Here is a 20,652-nt window from a genome sequence, read left to right on the forward strand (position 1 = left end):
AGATTTCCAAATCCGTCCAATGTAAAAAAAGGATGAGCAAAACCACTCACTACTCAAAGAAACTTATCAAGATCATCATCTATTTTACCAATAAAGTTATAAGTCATAAAACATAATAAAAACAATAATATGAGAGAAAATTTACTTTTAGCGTTATTTTTAGCTTTCCTGGGAAACTTTGTTTTGGCTCAAAATAAAGGAAGGGTAGAGATTGCGGCTAAACCTAAGGCTGCATCTTTGAGAGCTGGTGCTTTTATAGATGTAAATGCACCAGGCTATCCAGAGTCGAACTATCCAATAAATCAGCTGATCAGTGATGTTCTTATATCAGGAGGCACCACTTGTATCAGTTCAAATGTAAGCAATGTAACTGTTTCCCCAAACTTACCGGCCACTGATCCGAACCGAAGCTGGGGATATTTCAATAAATCAAGTACAAACTTTCCTTTCACTAAAGGAATTGTACTTTCAACAGGATATGCAAATAAAGCAGGGAATACTTTCCAGCCTAATTTAAGTGATGACCTTGGAACCGGAGGAGACGCAGATTTATCTGCTGCTATAGGAACCAACAACTTAACCAATGCCACTTCTATAGAATTTGACTTTGTGGCTGCTTCTACTGAAATTACTTTCAGATATTTATTTGCTTCTAAAGAATATCAGGGCAACTATCCTTGTTCCTATACTGATGGCTTTGCCTTACTCTTAAAAAAAGTATCTGATCCTACTTATACCAATCTTGCTGTACTTCCAGGAGGAGCAGGGCCTGTAAGTGTAACCAATATTCACCCTCAATATCCAAACTGCGGACCTCAAAATGAAGTATATTATGGGGGTACCAATACTGCTCAGATTGAGACTAATTTTAACGGACGTACTATTCCACTTACTGCAAAAGCAACAGTAATTCCTGGAGAAACCTATCATTTTAAAATTGTACTTGCAGATTATAATGATACCGCATATGATTCAGCAGTATTTCTTGAGGCAGGATCATTCGATATCGGGGTGAAAATGATGGATCCGGCAAATGTACAGCTTCCAGGAACTGTCAATATGTGTGATAATACGCCGCAAACGTTTACTGCTTCTGTTCAAGGATCTAATATAACCTATCAGTGGTATCAGGGAGCCAATGCTATTCCCGGAGCGACGAACGCAAGCTATACAGCAACACAGCCAGGTGTATATACTGTTAAGGTTTTTATTCAGGGAAACAACTGCCCCGGAGAGGCTACTATTACTGTAATAGGCGGAACTTCGCCTGTCGTCCAGAACGCAAGCTTAAGTGAATGTTCCAGCTCCACAACAGCTAATTTCGATTTAACATCCGCACAAACTTTAATAAGTACTACTCCGGGAACTGTGTTTTCATATTATACGACTTTGGCAGACGCCAATGCAGGAAATACCAATACCATTGCCAATCCTGCAGCTTATCTTTCCGGAAATGCAACCATTTATGTCCGTGTCAGCTCAGGAGCATGTTTCAAAGTGGCTCAATTGCAGCTTACAGTAACACAGACTGTAAATCCTGTTATCACTCCTTCATCAGCTACCATTTGTTATGGTGGCAGCGTGACTCTTACCTCAAACCAAACTACTGGAAATATATGGTCTACAGGGGCAACAACACAATCTATTACCGTAACTTCTCCGGGAACCTATACCCTATCCAACAGCAATGGATCATGTACAAGTACTTCTACTTCTGTTACCATCAATGCTGAAAGCAATCCTGATGTACAGATTACAGGAAACCTGATTCTTTGTGAATCTTCAGCAACTACTTTAACAGCCACTTCTACAGGAACCGGAAATACTTTTTCCTGGTCAAACGGGGTAAACGGATCTACCAATACCGTTACGGCAGGAGGTGTGTATACAGTGACTGTTACTACGCCTTCAGGTTGCCAATATCAAAAATCCGTGACCGTAACTCAAGGTGTGGTTCCGGTAGTTCAGAACGCAACCTTAAGCGAATGTTCCAGCTCCACAACAGCTAATTTCGATTTAACATCCGCACAAACTTTAATAAGTACTACTCCGGGAACTGTGTTTTCATATTATACGACTTTGGCAGACGCCAATGCAGGAAATACCAATACCATTGCCAATCCTGCAGCTTATCTTTCCGGAAATGCAATCATTTATGTCCGTGTCAGCTCAGGAGCATGTTTCAAAGTGGCTCAATTGCAGCTTACAGTAACACAGACTGTAAATCCTGTTATCACTCCTTCATCAGCTACCATTTGTTATGGTGGCAGCGTGACTCTTACCTCAAACCAAACTACTGGAAATATATGGTCTACAGGGGCAACAACACAATCTATTACCGTAACTTCTCCGGGAACCTATACCCTATCCAACAGCAATGGATCATGTACAAGTACTTCTACTTCTGTTACCATCAATGCTGAAAGCAATCCTGATGTACAGATTACAGGAAACCTGATTCTTTGTGAATCTTCAGCAACTACTTTAACAGCCACTTCTACAGGAACCGGAAATACTTTTTCCTGGTCAAACGGGGTAAACGGATCTACCAATACCGTTACGGCAGGAGGTGTGTATACAGTGACTGTTACTACGCCTTCAGGTTGCCAATATCAAAAATCCGTGACCGTAACTCAAGGTGTGGTTCCGGTAGTTCAGAACGCAACCTTAAGCGAATGTTCCAGCTCCACAACAGCTAATTTCGATTTAACATCCGCACAAACTTTAATAAGTACTACTCCCGGAACTGTGTTTTCATATTATACGACTTTGGCAGACGCCAATGCAGGAAATACCAATACCATTGCCAATCCTGCAGCTTATCTTTCCGGAAATGCAACCATTTATGTCCGTGTCAGCTCAGGAGCATGTTTCAAAGTGGCTCAATTGCAGCTTGCAGTAACACAGACTGTAACTCCTGTTATTACTCCTTCGTCAGCTACCATTTGTTATGGTGGGAGCGTGACTCTTACCTCAAACCAAACTACTGGAAATATATGGTCTACAGGGGCAACAACACAATCTATTACCGTGACCTCTCCGGGAACCTATACCCTATCCAACAGCAATGGATCATGTACAAGTACTTCTACTTCTGTTACCATCAATGCTGAAAGCAATCCTGATGTACAGATTACAGGAAACCTAGTTTTATGTGACCCTTCAGCAACTACTTTAACAGCCACTTCTACAGGAACCGGAAATACTTTTTCCTGGTCAAACGGGGTAAACGGATCTACCAATACCGTTACGGCAGGAGGTGTGTATACAGTGACTGTTACTACGCCTTCAGGTTGCCAATATCAAAAATCCGTGACCGTAACTCAAGGTGTGGTTCCTGTCGCACAAAACTCCAGTTTAAGTCAATGTTCAGCTTCAACGACTGCCATTTTCAATTTAACAACTGCTCAGACAAACATGAGTACGACTTCAGGAGTAACATTTGATTATTATGTGAATCAAGCTGATGCTATTGCCGGCAACACGAATACAATTGCAACTCCAACAGCTTATCTTTCCGGAAATGCAACCATTTATGTCCGTATAGCATCAGCTACCTGTTCGAAAGTTGTAGAATTGCAATTGATAATCAATATAAACCCTACTCTAGTCATTTCTACATCAGCTCCGGCAATCTGTAGTAATGGGAGTGTAACTTTAACATCGAATTTTACAACGGGAAATACATGGTCTACAGGAGCAACAACTCAATCTATCACCATAACAGCTCCCGGAACTTATACTTTAACTAATACAAGTGGAAACTGTGCCATTGCTCCTGCATCAATTACTGTTGTAGCAGATGTGAATCCCAATGTGCAAATTACTGGGAGTTTAGCCTTTTGTGAAGGTTCATCTACAATTTTAACGGCAACGGCATCAGGCACAGGAAATACTTTTTCCTGGTCAAACGGGGTAAACGGAACTACAAATACAGTTACATCAGGAGGTATTTATACGGTGACTGTTACTACACCCGCAGGTTGCCAATATCAAAAATCGGTAACCGTAACCATGGACCCTGCTATTATCGTCAATATTGCTACTCCTTCGCAAATTACATGTACTGTTGCACAAATTACACTGGATGCTACAACATCTGTTTATCAGCCTGGAGCAACATTCTTGTGGACAGCAACCAATGGTGGAAATATTATTTCAGGAGCAAATACTTTAACTCCAATAGTTAATAATGGTGGAACTTACACCCTTACGATTACAAGTGCTAATCCATTAGGTTGTGTGAAACAAGCTACAGTAACCGTAATAAATAATACAACCCCACCTATTATTTCTATCACCGCACCTGCTCTTACAATTTGTAAAGGGCAATCTGTTACTCTAACTGCATCCGGTGCTATAACCTATACATGGACTGGATTATCAGGTAACGGAAATACTCAAACAGTTTCCCCTACTTCCACAACGACCTATACCGTAACCGGAGTGGGAACCAATGGTTGTGGTTCACAAACAGCTGCAACCATTACCATCAATGTGATTCCTGAAATAACATCCTCTCTGAACAATATAGAAATCTGCAAAGGAGATACGGGTATATTAGATGCAGGATCAGGTTTAAACTATACTTATAACTGGAATACCGGAGCGACAACTCAGAAAATCAATGTAACTGCTACCGGTACTTATACAGTAACCATCAATAATGGAACTTGCTCTAAATCCTTTACCGCTACAGTTTCATATATTCTTACTCCAGAAATTACCGGTATAGTTTACAATAACAATACCTTAACTATTAATGCAAAAAATAATGGAAGTATTTCTCTTGAATATTCTATTGATGGAGGGGTAACCTGGCAGACTTCAAATGTTTTCACCAATGTTCTTAAAAACACTCTATATTCTATTCGAGTTAGAAACAAAGAGACTTCTTGTGATACAAATGTAGAATATTATACTTTCTTTATGGCTAATGTTATTACTCCCAATAGTGATGGCATTAACGATGTAATAGATTTTAGTGAGATCAGTAAATACGGAAATTTTGAAGGAAGCATATTCGACAAATATGGTAAAGCAGTATTTAAACCAACCTCCAAAACTCCAATTTGGAACGGGAAATATATTGGAAACCCTCTTCCAACTGATACGTATTGGTACAAACTATTCTGGCAAGATAAAATAAGTAAAAAGAATGTTGAACTATCAGGTTGGATCCTATTAAAAAACAGAGAGTAGATCTGATGAATATCGATATGGATCAATCTGCTCATTAGTGTCAAGGTTTCATTTTCTTTAAAAAAGAATAAAACCATCACAAAATGGAATACCCCAAAAAGTCTCTGACTTTTTGGGGTATTTTTATGGAAAGTTCAGGTATAGTTTAAATTTTAAGAATAACCGAGTAGAAAACTATAAGTATCCTTACTCAATATGAATATACTAACACTGCATTCAATCTAAAAAAACATAACAATAAAGACCATAAATACCTTCATATCTGTAGTTTAATCTTTACGACTGGTATTTTTCACATCACAATTAAGTCAATAAATTTATCACCGATTAAAGAATTATATTATGAAAAAGATTATGATTTCAATGGCCTTTGCAGCCACTCTGTTTATTTCTTGTAATAATGAAAATCTTGAAACTAGTTCATCTGCAGATAACGGTGTTGTAACCAACAATGGCAGTATGTACAAAATTTCAGAACTACCGCTAATACCGGATTTTGCAAAACCTATTGAAAAAGAAGGCGAAGTAAGAAAGTTTACTTTGATTAAAAACGATGGTTCAAAACTCTATTTTGAACTGACAAGTAATAGTGATACGCTGTTTGGAAAAAAGAGAACTTTTACAGGTTCCGTGAATACTGATGGAAAAATTAATGAAAACGCCATCATGATCATTGGAGAAAACGGGTTTGATCTGTTTTATAATGATAAAAATCAGGATTTCAGGCTAAAGGGAAAAAGTGAATTAAATGTTGGCTATAAGCCAGTAGAATTTAACCCACAAGGTAAACTTAAAACAGAATTCTTAGCTTATACTCAAAAAAAGGGAATTAATGGACAGCAATTGCTAAATCAGTTTAATAAGAAAAGGGGTAATGACAATAATCAATATAATACGATTATTGAAAACTCAAATCATTATGTACTCTTAAATGAGACTGCAGGTTTACAAAAAAGAAGGTCAGCAGAAAGACAAGGGAAATGTGGTATAGACCACCTTACTTCTACTCAACATGAATTAAACAATAAAGTAGAAAATGTTGAAAAAAATACAAAAGTAGGAGCTTACAATATAGAAGTTATAGGCATCATGGGAGACGTGGACTTCGATAACCAATATGCTAAGGTAGTCCTATCATTAAAAGCTATATATCCAAACATGCAAATCAACTGGTGGCAATATCAATTCACTAATTCTCCACAAAATTCAGACGGAACCATTAATCAAAATTATATTGAAGAGCTGGCAGAATGGACTAATGCATTAGAAAAAGAAGCCGATGCCTACAAACAGCTAGAAAAGTTACGGGCTTTTTCCGAAAAACATCCTTATAACACTAAAAGACGTGTAAGAATGGCAGCATATGGAGATAGCTGGAACAATTATTTAGAAGGTTTAGCTGAGTTGAATTATTATAAAACTAGTACTGAAAGCTCTTATCGGAATGGACGATCTGTTCTAATAATATCTGATAATTACAATACTACATTGGCTCATGAATGTGGCCATAATTTAGGAGCTATACATGTTAACAATACAGAGGATGTTATGCATCCCGAAGCAAAGGGTTTCTGGGGAGCATACAATGCTTATAATCATCATGACGTTACCAATATCTCCAAAATAAAAACATCATTAATAATTAATTAATCCGGATCTTAAAATCAGTACATTGTAAAAAGGATGAGCAGTTTTGTTCATCCTTTTATTGTATGATGACATGTCTATTAAAAAATACGATAAGTAAGATCATTAATTCTTTCATCCATGTAGTTTTATATCCACCCGTATATTTTTTTATATCACAATAAAGGGATTGATTTTATCACCTATTAAAGAATTATTTTATGAAAAAAATTATGATTTCAATGGCCTTTGCAGCCACTCTGTTTGTTTCATGTCACAATGAGAACCTTGAAACCAGTTCATCTACTGACAGTGGTATTGTAACCAATAATGGTACTGTATACAAAGTTTCAGAACTACCGCTAATACCGGATTTTGCAAAACCTATTGAAAAAGAAGGCGAAGTAAGAAAATTCACGCTTATCAAAAATGATGGTACAAAACTCTATTTTGAAATGACAAGTAATAGTGATACGCTGTTTGGAAAAAAGAGAACTTTTACAGGTTCCGTGAATACTGATGGAAAAATTAATGAAAACGCCATCATGATCATTGGAGAAAACGGGTTTGATCTGTTTTATAATGATAAAAATCAGGATTTTAGACTAAAAGGAAAAAATGAACTAAATATTGGTTATAAGCCAATAAAGTTTAACCCACAAGGGAAGCTGAAAACACAATTTTTAGCTTATGCCCAAAAAAATGGAATAGATGGACAGCAAATGCTAAATCAGTTTAATAAGAAAATGGTTAATGACAATAATCAATATAATACCATTATTGAAAATTCAAATCATTATGTACTCTTAAATGAGACTGCCAGTAACCAAAAAAGGAAGTCAGCAGAAGGTCAAGTAAAATGCGGTACAAATCACCTTACTTCTACTCCAGGTGAACTAAACAATAAGACAGAAGATATCGCAAAAAATTCCAACATAGTACTCACTTATAATATTGAATTAATAGGCATGATAGGAGATCCAGATTTTGATAATCAATATACACACTTAGCCACTTCATTAAAAGGTATAGATCCAAACATACAAATCAACTGGTGGCAATATCAGTTCACTAATCACTCTCCTCTCAATCCTGACGGAACAATTAATTACGGTTACCTTGATGAGATAATAGAATGGACAAATGCACTATCAAAAGTAGACAATTCACTTGACCAGATAAAAAAGTTACAAATATTTTCGGCTAGTCATCCTTATAAAAACCCTAAGATGAGACATGTAAGAGTCGCATTATTTGGAAATAATTGGAATGACGCTAACGGAAGAGCAGGCCTTAATGTGTATAAAGGAACTAATAGTGACTACCCAAACTTTTATAGAGAAAATTCTGTTGCAATAGCCAATGATAATTATAATAGTACACTAGCTCATGAATGTGGTCATAATTTAGGAGCTGATCATGCAGATAATACCGGGGATGTTATGTACGAAAAACTAAATGGTTTTTTCGGAGCATACAACGCTTATAATCATCATGACGCTACCAATATCTCTAAAATAAAAAATTCATTTACTTATTAATAATAAATTTCATTTAGTATAATCCGGATCTTAGAATCAGTACATTGTAAAAAGGATGGGCCATTGCTCATCCTTTTAATTTAACACCAATTAAAATTTATTCATAATACAGCAATAAATAACTTCCTGTTCGTAGTACAATATCTACAGTTTTCATTCTCTGCTGTTTTAATTTTTTCAATAGGTTTGTAAAAATTAATTCACTTACAAAATATCAATAAAAATGCTTGACAAAGCTCATCGTCATAGAAATATTATCCTGTTTATTCCGGAGTTTCATTAAGAATGATATTATCTGTATTTATTTCAATATGTTCCTGGTTTAGAAGATACCCTTTTCCGGATATAGACCATAGGTTTTTTTGTAAGTGTTTGTAGAAAGATGGACTATTGTCCATCTTTCTTTTTTGAATTAACGGACAAGCAATGAAAATAAAATTATCCATACATTTAACAATACAAATTGCTGACAAAAACATTCTATATTCTTTGCCACTATAACTAATAATTTTAAAAAGACTGTAGTTTTTCAACGATATTATTACATTTTATTTCAGGTTTTAATCAATTTATTTCTACATATATTATTTTCATTCAAAGGTATTTAATAAGACATTTACAACAAACAAACTCTCTACAAAGGGAATTATATTGGTATTTTTTTATACAGCATCAATCTTATAAATATAAAAATTATGAAAAAAATGATGTTTTTGTCACTATTCCTATGTGGATTGTGTGATGTGTACAGTCAAAATTTTGAACTTCAAACATACAAAGCGGGTTTTGATCTGCCAGTTGGAGTAGTCTTTGACAGCAGCGGGAATGCTTATGTCTGGGAAAAAGCCGGTAAGGTAAAACAAATTGCCCCGAATGGAGGCAATGTTACCACAATCATTGACATTTCAAGTGAAGTGATGAATCCCAGTGGTGATGATCATGGATTATTAGGATTTACTCTTGATCCTCAATTTGCTACTAATGGTTATGTATATTTATGGTATACGGTAGAACCCCGCACCTTATTCTCCGGAATAAATGCGGATGATCAGTTTTCAGCAACAATTGGAAGATGTACCCGATATACTTACGTAAACGGTGTTCTTGATCCTGGTACCAGGAAGATATTGGTAGGAGATCATACCCAATATGGCTTTAGAGATGGACCTCCTATTTTAGCAACGGCACATGGAGTCGGAAGTGCATTTTTCGGAGCAGACGGCAGCTTAATGCTTTCTATTGGGGACAGCTCTCTGGGTGATCAGGCAGGAGCACAAGGCGTTGCAAGAGGTATTCTTCCTCAGGCTGAGCAATCATTAATACAAATGAGGGTTCAATCAAAATCTTCTCTTTCCGGTAAGATTTTAAGGATTGATAAAGAAACCGGAAATGGAATACCCGGCAATCCGTATTATGATTCAACACAACCGAGAAGTGCACAATCCAGGTTGGCCGTAATGGGGCTTAGAAATCCTTACAGGGTTACTGCCATTACACAGAACATTGTCGGAAACGGACCCGGCCAGTTTTTAGTAAGTGATACCGGAGAGAATGCCTGGGAAGAAGCAGCCCTATACTCTATGGGAGATAATGGAGGATGGCCCCATTATGAAGGGTTTGATCATGCAAGGATCAATGAGCAGTTTACCACTTTTCCCAAAGACCCTTCTTATACCTTCAAATACCCTTTATATGCATGGGCCCATCCCGATAATGGCAACCCTAACAAACTCTGGGGAACAGACAGTAAAATCAACAAAGACGGCAATCCGGTCCTTTGGTACAATCTTTCTTCTGATTCATACAATCATAAAGGAACCTCATCTACCGCCAATACTTTTTATCCAAAAGAAATTAGTATTGACAGATATGGGGGTTCCTTAACCAACACTATTCTGGTGGGTGATTATACAGGAAGTGATCTTATGGCTATTAAATTTGAAGAAAATAACTCAGCAGCTAATTTCTCACGTCCAGCAAAGGTATATAAGGCTCTTAGTGCTGGTGGCATTGTCCATTTATATACTAATCCATACGACGGATATATTTATACTGTAAATTATGCTGGTAACGGAAATTCGATTTCAAGATTGGCTATAACAGGTAATTATGCTCCAACAGCAATTATTAAATCTGATAAAAACTCTATTAATCAGACTGGAAATACGGTACAATTTTATGGTGATCTTTCCTATGATAAAGAAACTCAAAACTTACAGTATTTATGGAATTTTGGAGACGGAACCACTTCTACTGAAATAAATCCGGTACATACTTTTTCTATTCCAAACTCTGCCCCGGATAAAAGAGTGGTAACACTTACTGTTACTGATGCAGGAGGAGCTACCAATATTGCGACCAAAGAAATTTATCTTAATAATAATGCCCCTGTTATTCAGGATGTAGTAATTAGGAGAACATCTGATAACACAATTGTTCAAACCTTACCTAATACTCACCCAAGCTCTACTAATGTTAATATTAATGTTGCAGCCACTGATGATCTGACAAGTGCGGGTAACTTAACCTATACCATACAGGTGAACAGACACCATGACGATCATATCCATTATGGCTCAGTAATCAACGGCTCAACAACTAATACCACTTTTGTACCGGAAGGAGGCTGCGGGGAGGGAGCAACCTATTGGTTTGAGGTATTGGTAAAAGTAAAAGATGCACAAGGTGCTGAAAATGAATTCAGCAAACAGATTTTTCAGACATGTAATGGACTGCAAAGCCAGACCATTACTGTTTCCAATCCATTAACAAAAATCAGCAGGAATGCCAATCCATATCTATTGAATGCTACCGCATCTTCAGGGCTGCCGATTTCATTCAGAAGGGTTTCCGGACCTATCAATGTGGATAATAGTGGTAAAATCACCTTTACAGGAGGAGCCGGAGCAGCAAGAATCATTCTGTTACAGGCCGGAAATACCACCTATGGTAATGCCACTCCTGTTTACATAGACTTTGAAGTCAATAATGATGCTATGCCGGTTGCTAATTTTACAGATCCATTTGAAGTGTGCACAGACAAAAGTGTAAAAGTAATCAATAATAGTACGGGCGGATCTTCTGCATCTTATACGTGGAGATTATATGATGGCAATAACCATGTTGTTCTTACCAGCTCAAACAAAGATTTTGATTTCACTATTCCTAACAGCCCTTCTGCATTGTTTAGAGTAGAACTGACAGCTGCTAATTCGTTGGGAACAAATACGAAATCAGGTGCATGGATAGCTAAAAAAGTATGTTCTGCCACAACCTCCCTTCTTGCCAGCTTTATTACCCCCAATACATTATGTACTAACAGCAATAATACAATCGTTAATACAAGTAACGGTGGATCTGATACCACATATGAATGGACGCTGAAAGAAGGAAATACTTATCAAAATATCCTTACAAGTACCAGCAAAGATTTCGTATTCACATTACCAAACCATCCTGCTTATTACTATGAAATTACTCTGAAAGCAGCCAATGCATCGGGAACAAATACAAAAACCAGCGCATGGATTTATAAAGAACAATGTTCTGCTATAGCCTCCTCACCTCTTGCCGACTTTACTGCACCCAATACATTATGTACTAACAGCAATAATACGATCATTAATACAAGTAGCAATGGACCTGATACCACTTATGAATGGACGCTGAAAGAAGGAAATACGTATCAAAATATTCTTACCAGTACCAACAAAGATTTTGTATTCACATTACCTAATCTTCCCGCATACTATTATCAGGTTACTTTGAAAGCAACCAACTCATCAGGAACCAACTCAAAAACCAGCGCATGGATGTATAAGAATCAATGTACAACAAAAACAAGTCTTAACAATAAAGTAATTTATGCTTCAGAAAGAGATAAAGCAGAACTTCCAATAGACAATGATCTTGTTTATCCAAATCCAACAAGTTCAAGCTTTAACTTCAGCGATAATGCCTTAAAAAGTTATACCGAGTATAGTATTTACGATATGGCAGGAAGAGAAATGAATAAGGGTTCAATACAGGATGCAGCAGTAGATATTTCTAAATATCCTAACGGAAATTATACTATTGTATTGATCAACACCTCAACTAAAGAAAGAATCACCAGCAAAATTATTAAAAAGTAGAATTCAATTACCATGGTGCGCCTAAACGGCGCACTTTTTATATTATGAAAAATGCTGAAACCTACTTAAAAGGCAATACCGAACTTAAATCTATTCTTAATTTCCTGAGACAGGATAAAAAATATGTCTAGCAATGTTGGTTCTTTCCTTTTCACAAACAGAGGTTTCGGAAACAAAATATAATGTAAAAGAAAATCTTTTATAGACAAAAGCATACCATCAGGGGAAAAAAACTCTTCCAAAGTCCTGTCCTCATTAATAATTCTTTGGAAATGAATGAAAATTTGGACAACAATAATCATAAAAATTCCCAATCATTTACCAATATATAGATAAGGAAAGCAAAATGATCTATTTCTTCACCGCATAAAAAATAATACCCATAATTCCTGTAGTTTTTTAACGATATTTTCACATTTTATTTCTGTATTCAATCAAGTTATTCCTACATACATTATTTCTATTTAAAGTGATTTAAGAAGGATATTTGTATTACAAATATTCATGACCCGGGGAATTTCTTTCACATTCGTATACATCATGAATATTAAAATTATTATATAAAAATCATGAAAAAAATTATGTTTTTATCACTCTTCCTAGCCGGATTATGTGATGTGTACAGTCAAAATTTTCAGCTCCAGCCCTACAAGTCAAATTTTGAACAGCCGGTGGGTGTTGTTTTTGACAGCAGTGGAAATGCTTATGTCTGGGAGAAAGGTGGTAAAGTAAAACAAATCGCTCCCAATGGAGGTAACGTTTCTACGGTTATTGATATTTCAGGTGAAGTTATGAGCCCGGATGGTGATGACCATGGATTATTAGGATTTGCTCTTGACCCTCAGTTTGCGGTTAATGGCTATATTTATTTATGGTATACTGTAGAGCCGCGTACCTTATTCTCTGGAATAAATGCTGATGATCAGTTTTCGGCAACCATTGGAAGATGTACCCGATATACTTATAAAAATGGAGCTATTGATTATAATTCCCGAAAAGTATTGGTGGGAAATAATACCCAATATGGTCTTACAGATGGACCAGCAATTTTTGGAACAACCCATGGAGTGGGAACTGCATTCTTCGGAGCTGATGGTAACTTAATGCTTTCTGTTGGTGATGGCTCTCTGGGGGATCAGGTAGGACCACAAGGGGTTACACGAGGGATTCTTCCTCAGGCCGAGCAATCATTAATGCAGATGAGGGCTCAATCAAAGACTTCTCTTTCCGGTAAGATTTTAAGGATTAATAAAGATACAGGAGATGGAATACCTGGAAATCCGTATTATAATTCAGCCCAACCGAGAAGCGCACAATCCAGAATGGCAGTAATGGGGCTTAGAAACCCTTACAGAGTAACTCCTCTTACACAGAATGTTCTTGGAGGGGGACCTGGACAATTTTTGGTAAGTGATACCGGAGAAAATGCCTGGGAAGAAGCTGCCCTATACTCTATGGGGGACAATGGAGGATGGCCGCACTATGAAGGGTTTGATAATGCAAGGATTAATGAGCAGTTTACCACTTTTACAAAAGATCCTTCTTACACTTTCAAAAATCCTTTATATGCATGGGCTCACCAAAATAATGCTAACAAAGGTTGGGGAACAGACAGTAAAATTAACCAAAATGGTAATGCTGTACTTTGGTATAATCTTTCTTCTGATTCATATAATCATCAAGGTACCTCTTCTACCGGTAATACCTTTTATCCTAAAGATATTATTGTTGACAGGTACAATGGTGCACTGGCAAACACAGTTCTGGCCGCAGATTATGTTGGAAATGAAGTGATGGGTATTAAGTTTAATGAAAACGGTACAAATGCCAATTTTTCAAGTCCAACAAGGGTATATAAGGCTTTTGAAGCAGGAGGTATTGTTCATTTATACACCAACCCATATGACGGATATATTTATGTTGTAAACTACAACGGAACCTACGGGAATTCTATTTCAAGATTAGAGATAACCGGTAATTATACTCCAACAGCAATCATTAAATCTGATAAAAACTCTATTAATCAAAGTGGAAATACAGTACAGTTTTATGGAGACCTTTCCTATGATAAAGAAACTCAAAACTTACAGTATTTATGGAATTTTGGAGACGGAACCACTTCTACTGAGGTGAACCCTGTTCGTACCTTTACAATTCCAAACTCAAATGCAGATAAAAGAGTGGTAACACTTACTGTTACTGATGCAGGAGGAGCTACCAATATTGCTACAAAAGAAATTTATCTTAATAATAATGCTCCTGTTATTCAGGATGTAGTGGTGAAGAGATCCTCTGATAACTCAGTTGTTCAGGCCTTACCTAATACTTACCCAAGCTCTACTAATGTTAATATTAGTGTTGCAGCCACTGATGATCTGACAAGTGCGGGTAACTTAACCTATACCATGCAGGTGAACAGACACCATGATGATCATATCCACTATGGTTCAGTAATCAACGGTTCAACAACTAATACTACATTTGTTCCGGAAGGAGGATGCGGGGAAGGAGCAACCTATTGGTTTGAGGTATTGGTAAAAGTAAAAGATGCACAAGGTGCTGAAACTGAATTCAGCAAACAGATTTTCCAGACATGTAATGGACTGCAAAGCCAGACCATTACTGTTTCAAATCCATTAACGAAAATCAGCAAGAATGCCAATCCATATCTATTGAATGCTACCGCATCTTCAGGGCTGCCGATTTCATTCAGAAGGGTTTCCGGACCTATCAATGTGGATAATAGTGGTAAAATCACCTTTACAGGAGGAGCCGGAGCAGCAAGAATCATTCTGTTACAGGCCGGAAATACTACCTATGGTAATGCCAATCCTGTTTACGTAGACTTTGAAGTCAATAATGATGCTATGCCGGTTGCTAATTTTACAGATCCATTTGAAGTGTGCACAGACAAAAGTGTAAAAGTAATCAATAATAGTACGGGTGGCCCTTCTACATCTTATACATGGAAATTATATGATGGAAACAATCAGGTTGTTCTTACTAACCCAAGCAAAGATTTTGATTTCACTATTCCTAACAGTACTTCTGAATGGTTTAGAGTTGAGTTGACAGCTGCTAACTCGTTGGGAACAAATACAAAATCAGGTGCATGGATAGCTAAAAAAGCATGCAATGCCACAGTAACGCCTGTTGCCAACTTTGCTGAGCCAACAACATTATGTACGAATAGAACTAATACGATTATCAATACAAGTGCTGGAGGATCTGCTACTACTTATCTGTGGACTGTTCAGGAAGGAAATCAATACCAGAATATCCTAACCAGTACCAGCAAAGATTTTGTATTTACATTACCTAATTATGCTGCCAGCTTCTATAAAGTTTCGTTGAAAGCAACCAACTCATTGGGAACTAATACAAAAACCAGTGCATGGATATCTAAGAGTCAGTGTACAACTACTGCAAGAATGGGTAACAATACCAAAGCAATTTCTGCTCCAAACGGAGATAAACCAGAACTTCCAATAAACAAGGATCTTGTTTATCCAAACCCAACCAGTTCAAGCATTAACTTCAGCTATGATGCTGTAAAAAATTATACCGAGTATAGTATTTACGATATGGCAGGAAGAGAAATGAAGAGAGGTTCAGTACAGGATGCGACAGTAGACATTGCTAAGTATCCGAACGGAACTTACACTATTGTATTTGTCAACTCTACAACTAAAGAAAGAGCTACTAAGAAAATTATTAAAAAGTAGAATTCAATCACCATGGTGCGCCGTTAAGGCGCACCTCTTTATATTATGAAAAAAATACTGTTTTTATTGACTATGTTACTTCTTAGCCACAAGGGATATTCAGCCACAAAGGATAGTCTGAACATTAAGTTCAATCCCCTTCTTAACGGTGAAAAAATCACACACACTCCCCAACACCACCCTAAAGATCAACTGCTCACAATCAAGTTATTCAAATTTTATGTTTCTAATTTCATGATCAATTATAAAGATGGCTCATCTGAAATTATCGACAAGGTCTTCCTTTACAGTCTAACAAAAAAAGAATCGTGGATGATACAACTGCCTAAAAGCAGTGTTAAAGAAGTAGAATCAGTCTTATTTACCATCGGACTGGACAGCCTTACCACCAAAAACAGCAATATGGAGAATGAGCTTGATCCTATCCATGGTATGTTTTGGTCCTGGCGTACCGGATATATTAATTATAAAATTGAAGGATCTTACGGAAATAACAAGAACAACCAGCCCTTTGTTTTCCATATAGGAGGCAATTCCCAAGACTACAATACAACATTTACCGTAAAAAAAATATATCAGGGAACAGATACCCTGACAGCAGATATTGAACTGAAACCAATTCTTGATTTCCTGAGTCAGAATAAAAAAAAGACCATTATGTCTATCAATGATGATTCTCTTTCCTTTTCCCAATTCTTCAAAAAATGTTTCCAATAAAATTTTTAAGTCTTCTTGCCCTGCCTTTACTGATGGTGGAAGATTTCAATACTACCCCATTGTATTTCAACGTTCCTATAGGTTTTCCGGAAACAAAGTATAATTTCAAAGAAAACCCCTTGTCTGCAGAGGCATATAATCTGGGGAAAAAACTTTTTCACGACCCTATCTTTTCCAGAAACAATACTATTTCCTGTGCAAGCTGCCATACCCAGGAAATGTCATTCGCCCATGTTGATCACAATCTGAGCCATGGAATTGAGGACAAATTTGGTAAGAGAAACGCTCCAGCACTCATCAATCTAGCCTGGATGGATCAATTTATGTGGGATGGCAGAATCAATGATATCCATGTGCTTTCAGTCTCTCCTATTAATGATTCTTTGGAAATGGATGAAAATCTGGACAACATCAAAAAGAAATTAAAAGCCAATGACTATTATCTGTCATTGTTCAGAGAAGCGTATGGTGATGAGCAGATTACCAATGCCAGAATACTTCGTTCTCTATCACAATATATGCTTATGCTGGTTTCAGCCAATTCAAAATACGATAGGGTACAGCGGGGATCAGAACAATTTACTGAAGATGAGCAAAAAGGGTATGAAATTTTTAAAGCAAATTGCTCTTCCTGCCATACAGAACCTTTGTTCACCACCAACCGATTTGAAAATAACGGACTTCCCATTGACAAAAATTTAAAGGATTATGGAGTATATCAGGTTACGCAAAAAAAAGAGGATCGATTTAAATTTAAAATTCCCACCCTTAGAAATATCTCTTATACTTATCCCTATATGCATGACGGAAGATATGAATCTCTGGAAGAAGTCATTGAATTTTATACTAGCAAAAAGAACAAAAACCCTTCATTCCAAAACAAGGCGCTGAAGTCAATCAGTTTACAAAAAGAAGACATTTCAAAACTGATCCTGTTTTTAAATACCCTTAATGACAAAGAATTTACACGAAATGAATTTTTTGGCAGCCGATAAATACATCTACAATTATATACAATTCAAAAACACTCTGGAATGACTGATAATACTATAAAAAATAATTCCTGCGAAATATTATATTCATTGATCCAAACAAGGCTTTCAGAAGCCCAGATGGATTGGATGAAAACTGTTATATTATTTGAAAATGAAAACCTTTTCTTTCAGAACTTCGGGCTGATTTTCCGTATGATTCCCTCTGATGCACCACAATGGAGTAGATCTGAAAAAATCAACCTTGAACAACTTTACCCAGGTCTAACCTCTGGTCAATGGAATCTCCAGCAATTCTGCCGATGCCTGCTTATGGCCCATATTCCGGAAGATCAAAACGTAACTATCGTAAAAAAACTAACACAGTCAGCAGATATCAACGAGCTTATCTGTATTTATAAAGGAATATTCTTCCTGGAAAATGCATTTGAGTTTGTTCCACTCGTTGAAGAAGGCATCAGAACCAATATCACTTCTATTTTTGATGCCATAGCGCTTTTAAATCCTTTTGCTGCCAAATATCTCTCTCTGAATTCCTGGAATCAGCTGGTTCTTAAAACATTGTTCATGGGACGGCCACTCTATCAGATTACCAATCTGGATCTGCGTAAAAATGAGATGCTAGCTTTTATTGCCACAGATTTTGTTCACGAAAGATGGTCTGCAGGAAGAACAGTATCGCCGGAGATCTGGCGATTGATGGACGGATTCGTTAATAAAGAGATTACCTCAGATCTGTTGAAGGTTATTGAATCTGGCGACCCTCTGTCCAAGCATGCAGCCATCATCGTACTCAGAGAAAATGCTTCCAACACATGCAATAACATATTAAGACCCATAAATACTACTTTATGGAACTATATCGGAGAACAATATTACATTCAAATAAATAAATAAATAAATAAACACTATGTACTTTATCGATCCACACATTCATATGGTTTCAAGAACCACTAATGATTATCAGGCAATGCGCGCAGCAGGAATAGTTGCCGTGATTGAACCTGCATTCTGGCTGGGGCAGGCCAGAACAGAAGCTTCCTCTTTTAAAGATTATTTCAGCACACTGGTAGGATGGGAAAGATTCCGGGCATCACAGTTCGGGATAAAACATTACTGTACCATTGGACTGAACTCCAAAGAAGCCAATAATGAAGCTTTAGCTGAGAAAGTAATGGACCTGCTGCCATTATTTGCAGCCAAAGAAGGAGTTGTTGCCATTGGAGAAATTGGCTATGATGATCAGACCCCTGCTGAAGATAAATATTTCAGACTGCAGATTGAGCTGGCTTTGAAATTTAATTTACCTATTATGGTTCATACACCGCATAGGGACAAAAAAAACGGAACAATCAGGAGTATGAATGTACTGAAAGAACATGGAGTAAATCCAAACATGGTCGTAATAGACCATAACAACGAGGAAACAGCAAAATGCGTTTTGGACAATGGATACTGGGCTGCTTTCACCATTTATCCCAATACAAAAATGGGTAATGAGCGTATGGTAGAGGTTGTAAAACAGTATGGTTCTGAAAGAATTATTGTAGACAGCTCTGCAGACTGGGGAGTAAGCGATCCCTTATCTGTTCCTAAAACAGCAGCTTTAATGCTTGAAAGAGGGATATCCATAGAAGATGTACATTTAACCTGTTACAAAAATGCTCTTACTGCTTATTCACAAAGCGGGCAAATGAATGAAAGTGACTGGTCAAATGAAATGATTATCCAGCAGGATTGTCTGTTTGAAGGCAACAGCATATTAAGAGGTCAGGAATCACTGGAAATCACCTTTAACAATATCATCAAAAACTAACCAATGTCTGGTAAAATCTATTATTTATTTGCTTTACTGCGCCCAGCTAATATTATCACTGCTATATCTGATATCCTTGCAGGCGTTGCAATTTCCGGAATATTGATTCATCAGTACCCGGATTATCCTCTTTTACTTCATGTTCTTTTGCTTGTCATTTCAACAAGTGGTCTGTATGGTGGAGGAATTGTTTTTAATGATGTTTTTGATCTGGAATCAGATATGATATCCCGACCTGAAAGGATACTTCCCCGTCATTTGGTTTCTAAAAAAGAAGCTGTCATACTAGGAATTTCCATGTTTGCTATAGGTATTATATCAGCCTTTTCAGTATCGCTATTAAGTGGTTTTCTGGCACTAAGCATCTGTATTCTGGCTCTTTTTTATAATAAAGTAAGTAAATATTATTTTTTTGCCGGCTCTCTGAATATGGGATTATGCAGAGGATTCAACCTGCTGCTGGGTATTAGTATTATCAATAATGCGGTTTGGTGTAATGGGTTAATAGCCGTTATATCTACACTCTTTATTACAGGGGTAACTTTTATCTCAAAGAAAGAAGCCCAGGGAAACAATAAATCTGTGATCCTCTCTACTTTTTTACTGGATTTTCTGCTTATATTCCTGTATACCTTTATCGGAAATCTGATTGGTTTGAAAATTCTCAATCTGCTTCCTCTTTTATTTTGCTGGCTAGCAGTCAATTTTTTGGCAAAGCTCTCGGCCATTCATTTTAACCAGCCTGATTATATTAAAATAGCTGTAAAAACAGGTGTTTTATCACTTATTCTCCTTAATGCCAGCTATATTGCAGGTTCCACAGATTTACTGCATGCCCTGCCGGTACTGATCTTACTCCCATTATCCACTACATTATCAAAAAAATTTGCAGTTACATAA

General features: G+C 36.9%; 11 protein-coding genes. 10 read left to right on the plus strand and 1 reads right to left on the minus strand.

The genetic code is table 11. The annotated features are described in order from the left end of the window. Window positions 1–129 precede the first annotated feature (129 nt). The 3 genes from BUE84_RS13455 (at window position 130) to BUE84_RS13465 (ending at window position 8,369) form a co-directional block, all read left to right on the plus strand. Window positions 130–5,202 (plus strand): choice-of-anchor L domain-containing protein, encoded by a 5,073-nt coding sequence (locus BUE84_RS13455; RefSeq protein ID WP_079242064.1) that lies wholly within the window; start codon window positions 130–132, stop codon window positions 5,200–5,202. Window positions 5,203–5,544: 342 nt separating this feature from the next. Continuing rightward, entirely contained in the window at window positions 5,545–6,852 is a 1,308-nt protein-coding gene (locus tag BUE84_RS13460) for a hypothetical protein (RefSeq protein ID WP_079242065.1), read from the plus strand. Window positions 6,853–7,049: 197 nt separating this feature from the next. Further along, on the plus strand, window positions 7,050–8,369 hold the full coding sequence (locus tag BUE84_RS13465; protein WP_079242066.1) for a reprolysin-like metallopeptidase: 1,320 nt from the start codon (window positions 7,050–7,052) through the stop codon (window positions 8,367–8,369). 263 nt (window positions 8,370–8,632) lie between these two features. Here BUE84_RS13465 and BUE84_RS24945 read toward each other — a convergent pair whose 3' ends face one another. Next, the gene (locus BUE84_RS24945; RefSeq protein ID WP_262487956.1) at window positions 8,633–8,767 is read right to left on the minus strand and encodes a hypothetical protein; all 135 of its coding nucleotides are present in this window, start codon (window positions 8,765–8,767) and stop codon (window positions 8,633–8,635) included. Window positions 8,768–9,064: 297 nt separating this feature from the next. Here BUE84_RS24945 and BUE84_RS13475 point away from each other — a divergent pair, with 297 nt between their 5' ends. The 7 genes from BUE84_RS13475 to eboC all read left to right on the plus strand — a co-directional run bounded on the left by BUE84_RS13475 (window position 9,065) and on the right by eboC (window position 20,652). Continuing rightward, on the plus strand, window positions 9,065–12,502 hold the full coding sequence (locus BUE84_RS13475) for a PKD domain-containing protein (protein WP_079242068.1): 3,438 nt from the start codon (window positions 9,065–9,067) through the stop codon (window positions 12,500–12,502). 569 nt (window positions 12,503–13,071) lie between these two features. After that, a complete protein-coding gene (locus tag BUE84_RS13485; protein ID WP_079242070.1) occupies window positions 13,072–16,227 on the plus strand; it encodes a PKD domain-containing protein in 3,156 nt (1,051 codons plus the stop codon). Window positions 16,228–16,299: 72 nt separating this feature from the next. Further along, window positions 16,300–16,944 (plus strand): MbnP family protein, encoded by a 645-nt coding sequence (locus tag BUE84_RS25015; protein ID WP_079242071.1) that lies wholly within the window; start codon window positions 16,300–16,302, stop codon window positions 16,942–16,944. Continuing rightward, a complete protein-coding gene (locus tag BUE84_RS13495; protein WP_079242072.1) occupies window positions 16,932–17,939 on the plus strand; it encodes a cytochrome-c peroxidase in 1,008 nt (335 codons plus the stop codon). Before BUE84_RS25015 ends, BUE84_RS13495 begins: the two co-directional genes overlap by 13 nt. 39 nt (window positions 17,940–17,978) lie before the next feature. Next, a complete protein-coding gene (locus BUE84_RS13500; protein ID WP_079242073.1) occupies window positions 17,979–18,833 on the plus strand; it encodes an EboA domain-containing protein in 855 nt (284 codons plus the stop codon). A gap of 13 nt (window positions 18,834–18,846) precedes the next feature. After that, on the plus strand, window positions 18,847–19,752 hold the full coding sequence (locus BUE84_RS13505) for a TatD family hydrolase (RefSeq protein ID WP_079242074.1): 906 nt from the start codon (window positions 18,847–18,849) through the stop codon (window positions 19,750–19,752). Between the two features lie 3 nt (window positions 19,753–19,755). Next, window positions 19,756–20,652 (plus strand): UbiA-like protein EboC, encoded by an 897-nt coding sequence (gene eboC, locus BUE84_RS13510; RefSeq protein ID WP_079242075.1) that lies wholly within the window; start codon window positions 19,756–19,758, stop codon window positions 20,650–20,652.

Source organism: Chryseobacterium indologenes, from assembly GCF_002025665.1.
GTDB classification, from domain to species: domain Bacteria; phylum Bacteroidota; class Bacteroidia; order Flavobacteriales; family Weeksellaceae; genus Chryseobacterium; species Chryseobacterium metallicongregator.

Bases quoted from the DNA above. Each gene is read 5' to 3' on its own strand.
- BUE84_RS25015 (WP_079242071.1), top strand. From the start codon at position 16,300: ATGTTACTTCTTAGCCACAAGGGATATTCAGCCACAAAGGATAGTCTG.
- BUE84_RS13505 (WP_079242074.1), top strand. From the start codon at position 18,847: ATGTACTTTATCGATCCACACATTCATATGGTTTCAAGAACCACTAAT.
- eboC (WP_079242075.1), top strand. From the start codon at position 19,756: ATGTCTGGTAAAATCTATTATTTATTTGCTTTACTGCGCCCAGCTAAT.
- BUE84_RS13475 (WP_079242068.1), top strand. From the start codon at position 9,065: ATGAAAAAAATGATGTTTTTGTCACTATTCCTATGTGGATTGTGTGAT.
- BUE84_RS13465 (WP_079242066.1), top strand. From the start codon at position 7,050: ATGAAAAAAATTATGATTTCAATGGCCTTTGCAGCCACTCTGTTTGTT.
- BUE84_RS24945 (WP_262487956.1), bottom strand. From the start codon at position 8,767: ATGGACAATAGTCCATCTTTCTACAAACACTTACAAAAAAACCTATGG.
- BUE84_RS13500 (WP_079242073.1), top strand. From the start codon at position 17,979: ATGACTGATAATACTATAAAAAATAATTCCTGCGAAATATTATATTCA.
- BUE84_RS13460 (WP_079242065.1), top strand. From the start codon at position 5,545: ATGAAAAAGATTATGATTTCAATGGCCTTTGCAGCCACTCTGTTTATT.
- BUE84_RS13455 (WP_079242064.1), top strand. From the start codon at position 130: ATGAGAGAAAATTTACTTTTAGCGTTATTTTTAGCTTTCCTGGGAAAC.
- BUE84_RS13485 (WP_079242070.1), top strand. From the start codon at position 13,072: ATGAAAAAAATTATGTTTTTATCACTCTTCCTAGCCGGATTATGTGAT.
- BUE84_RS13495 (WP_079242072.1), top strand. From the start codon at position 16,932: ATGTTTCCAATAAAATTTTTAAGTCTTCTTGCCCTGCCTTTACTGATG.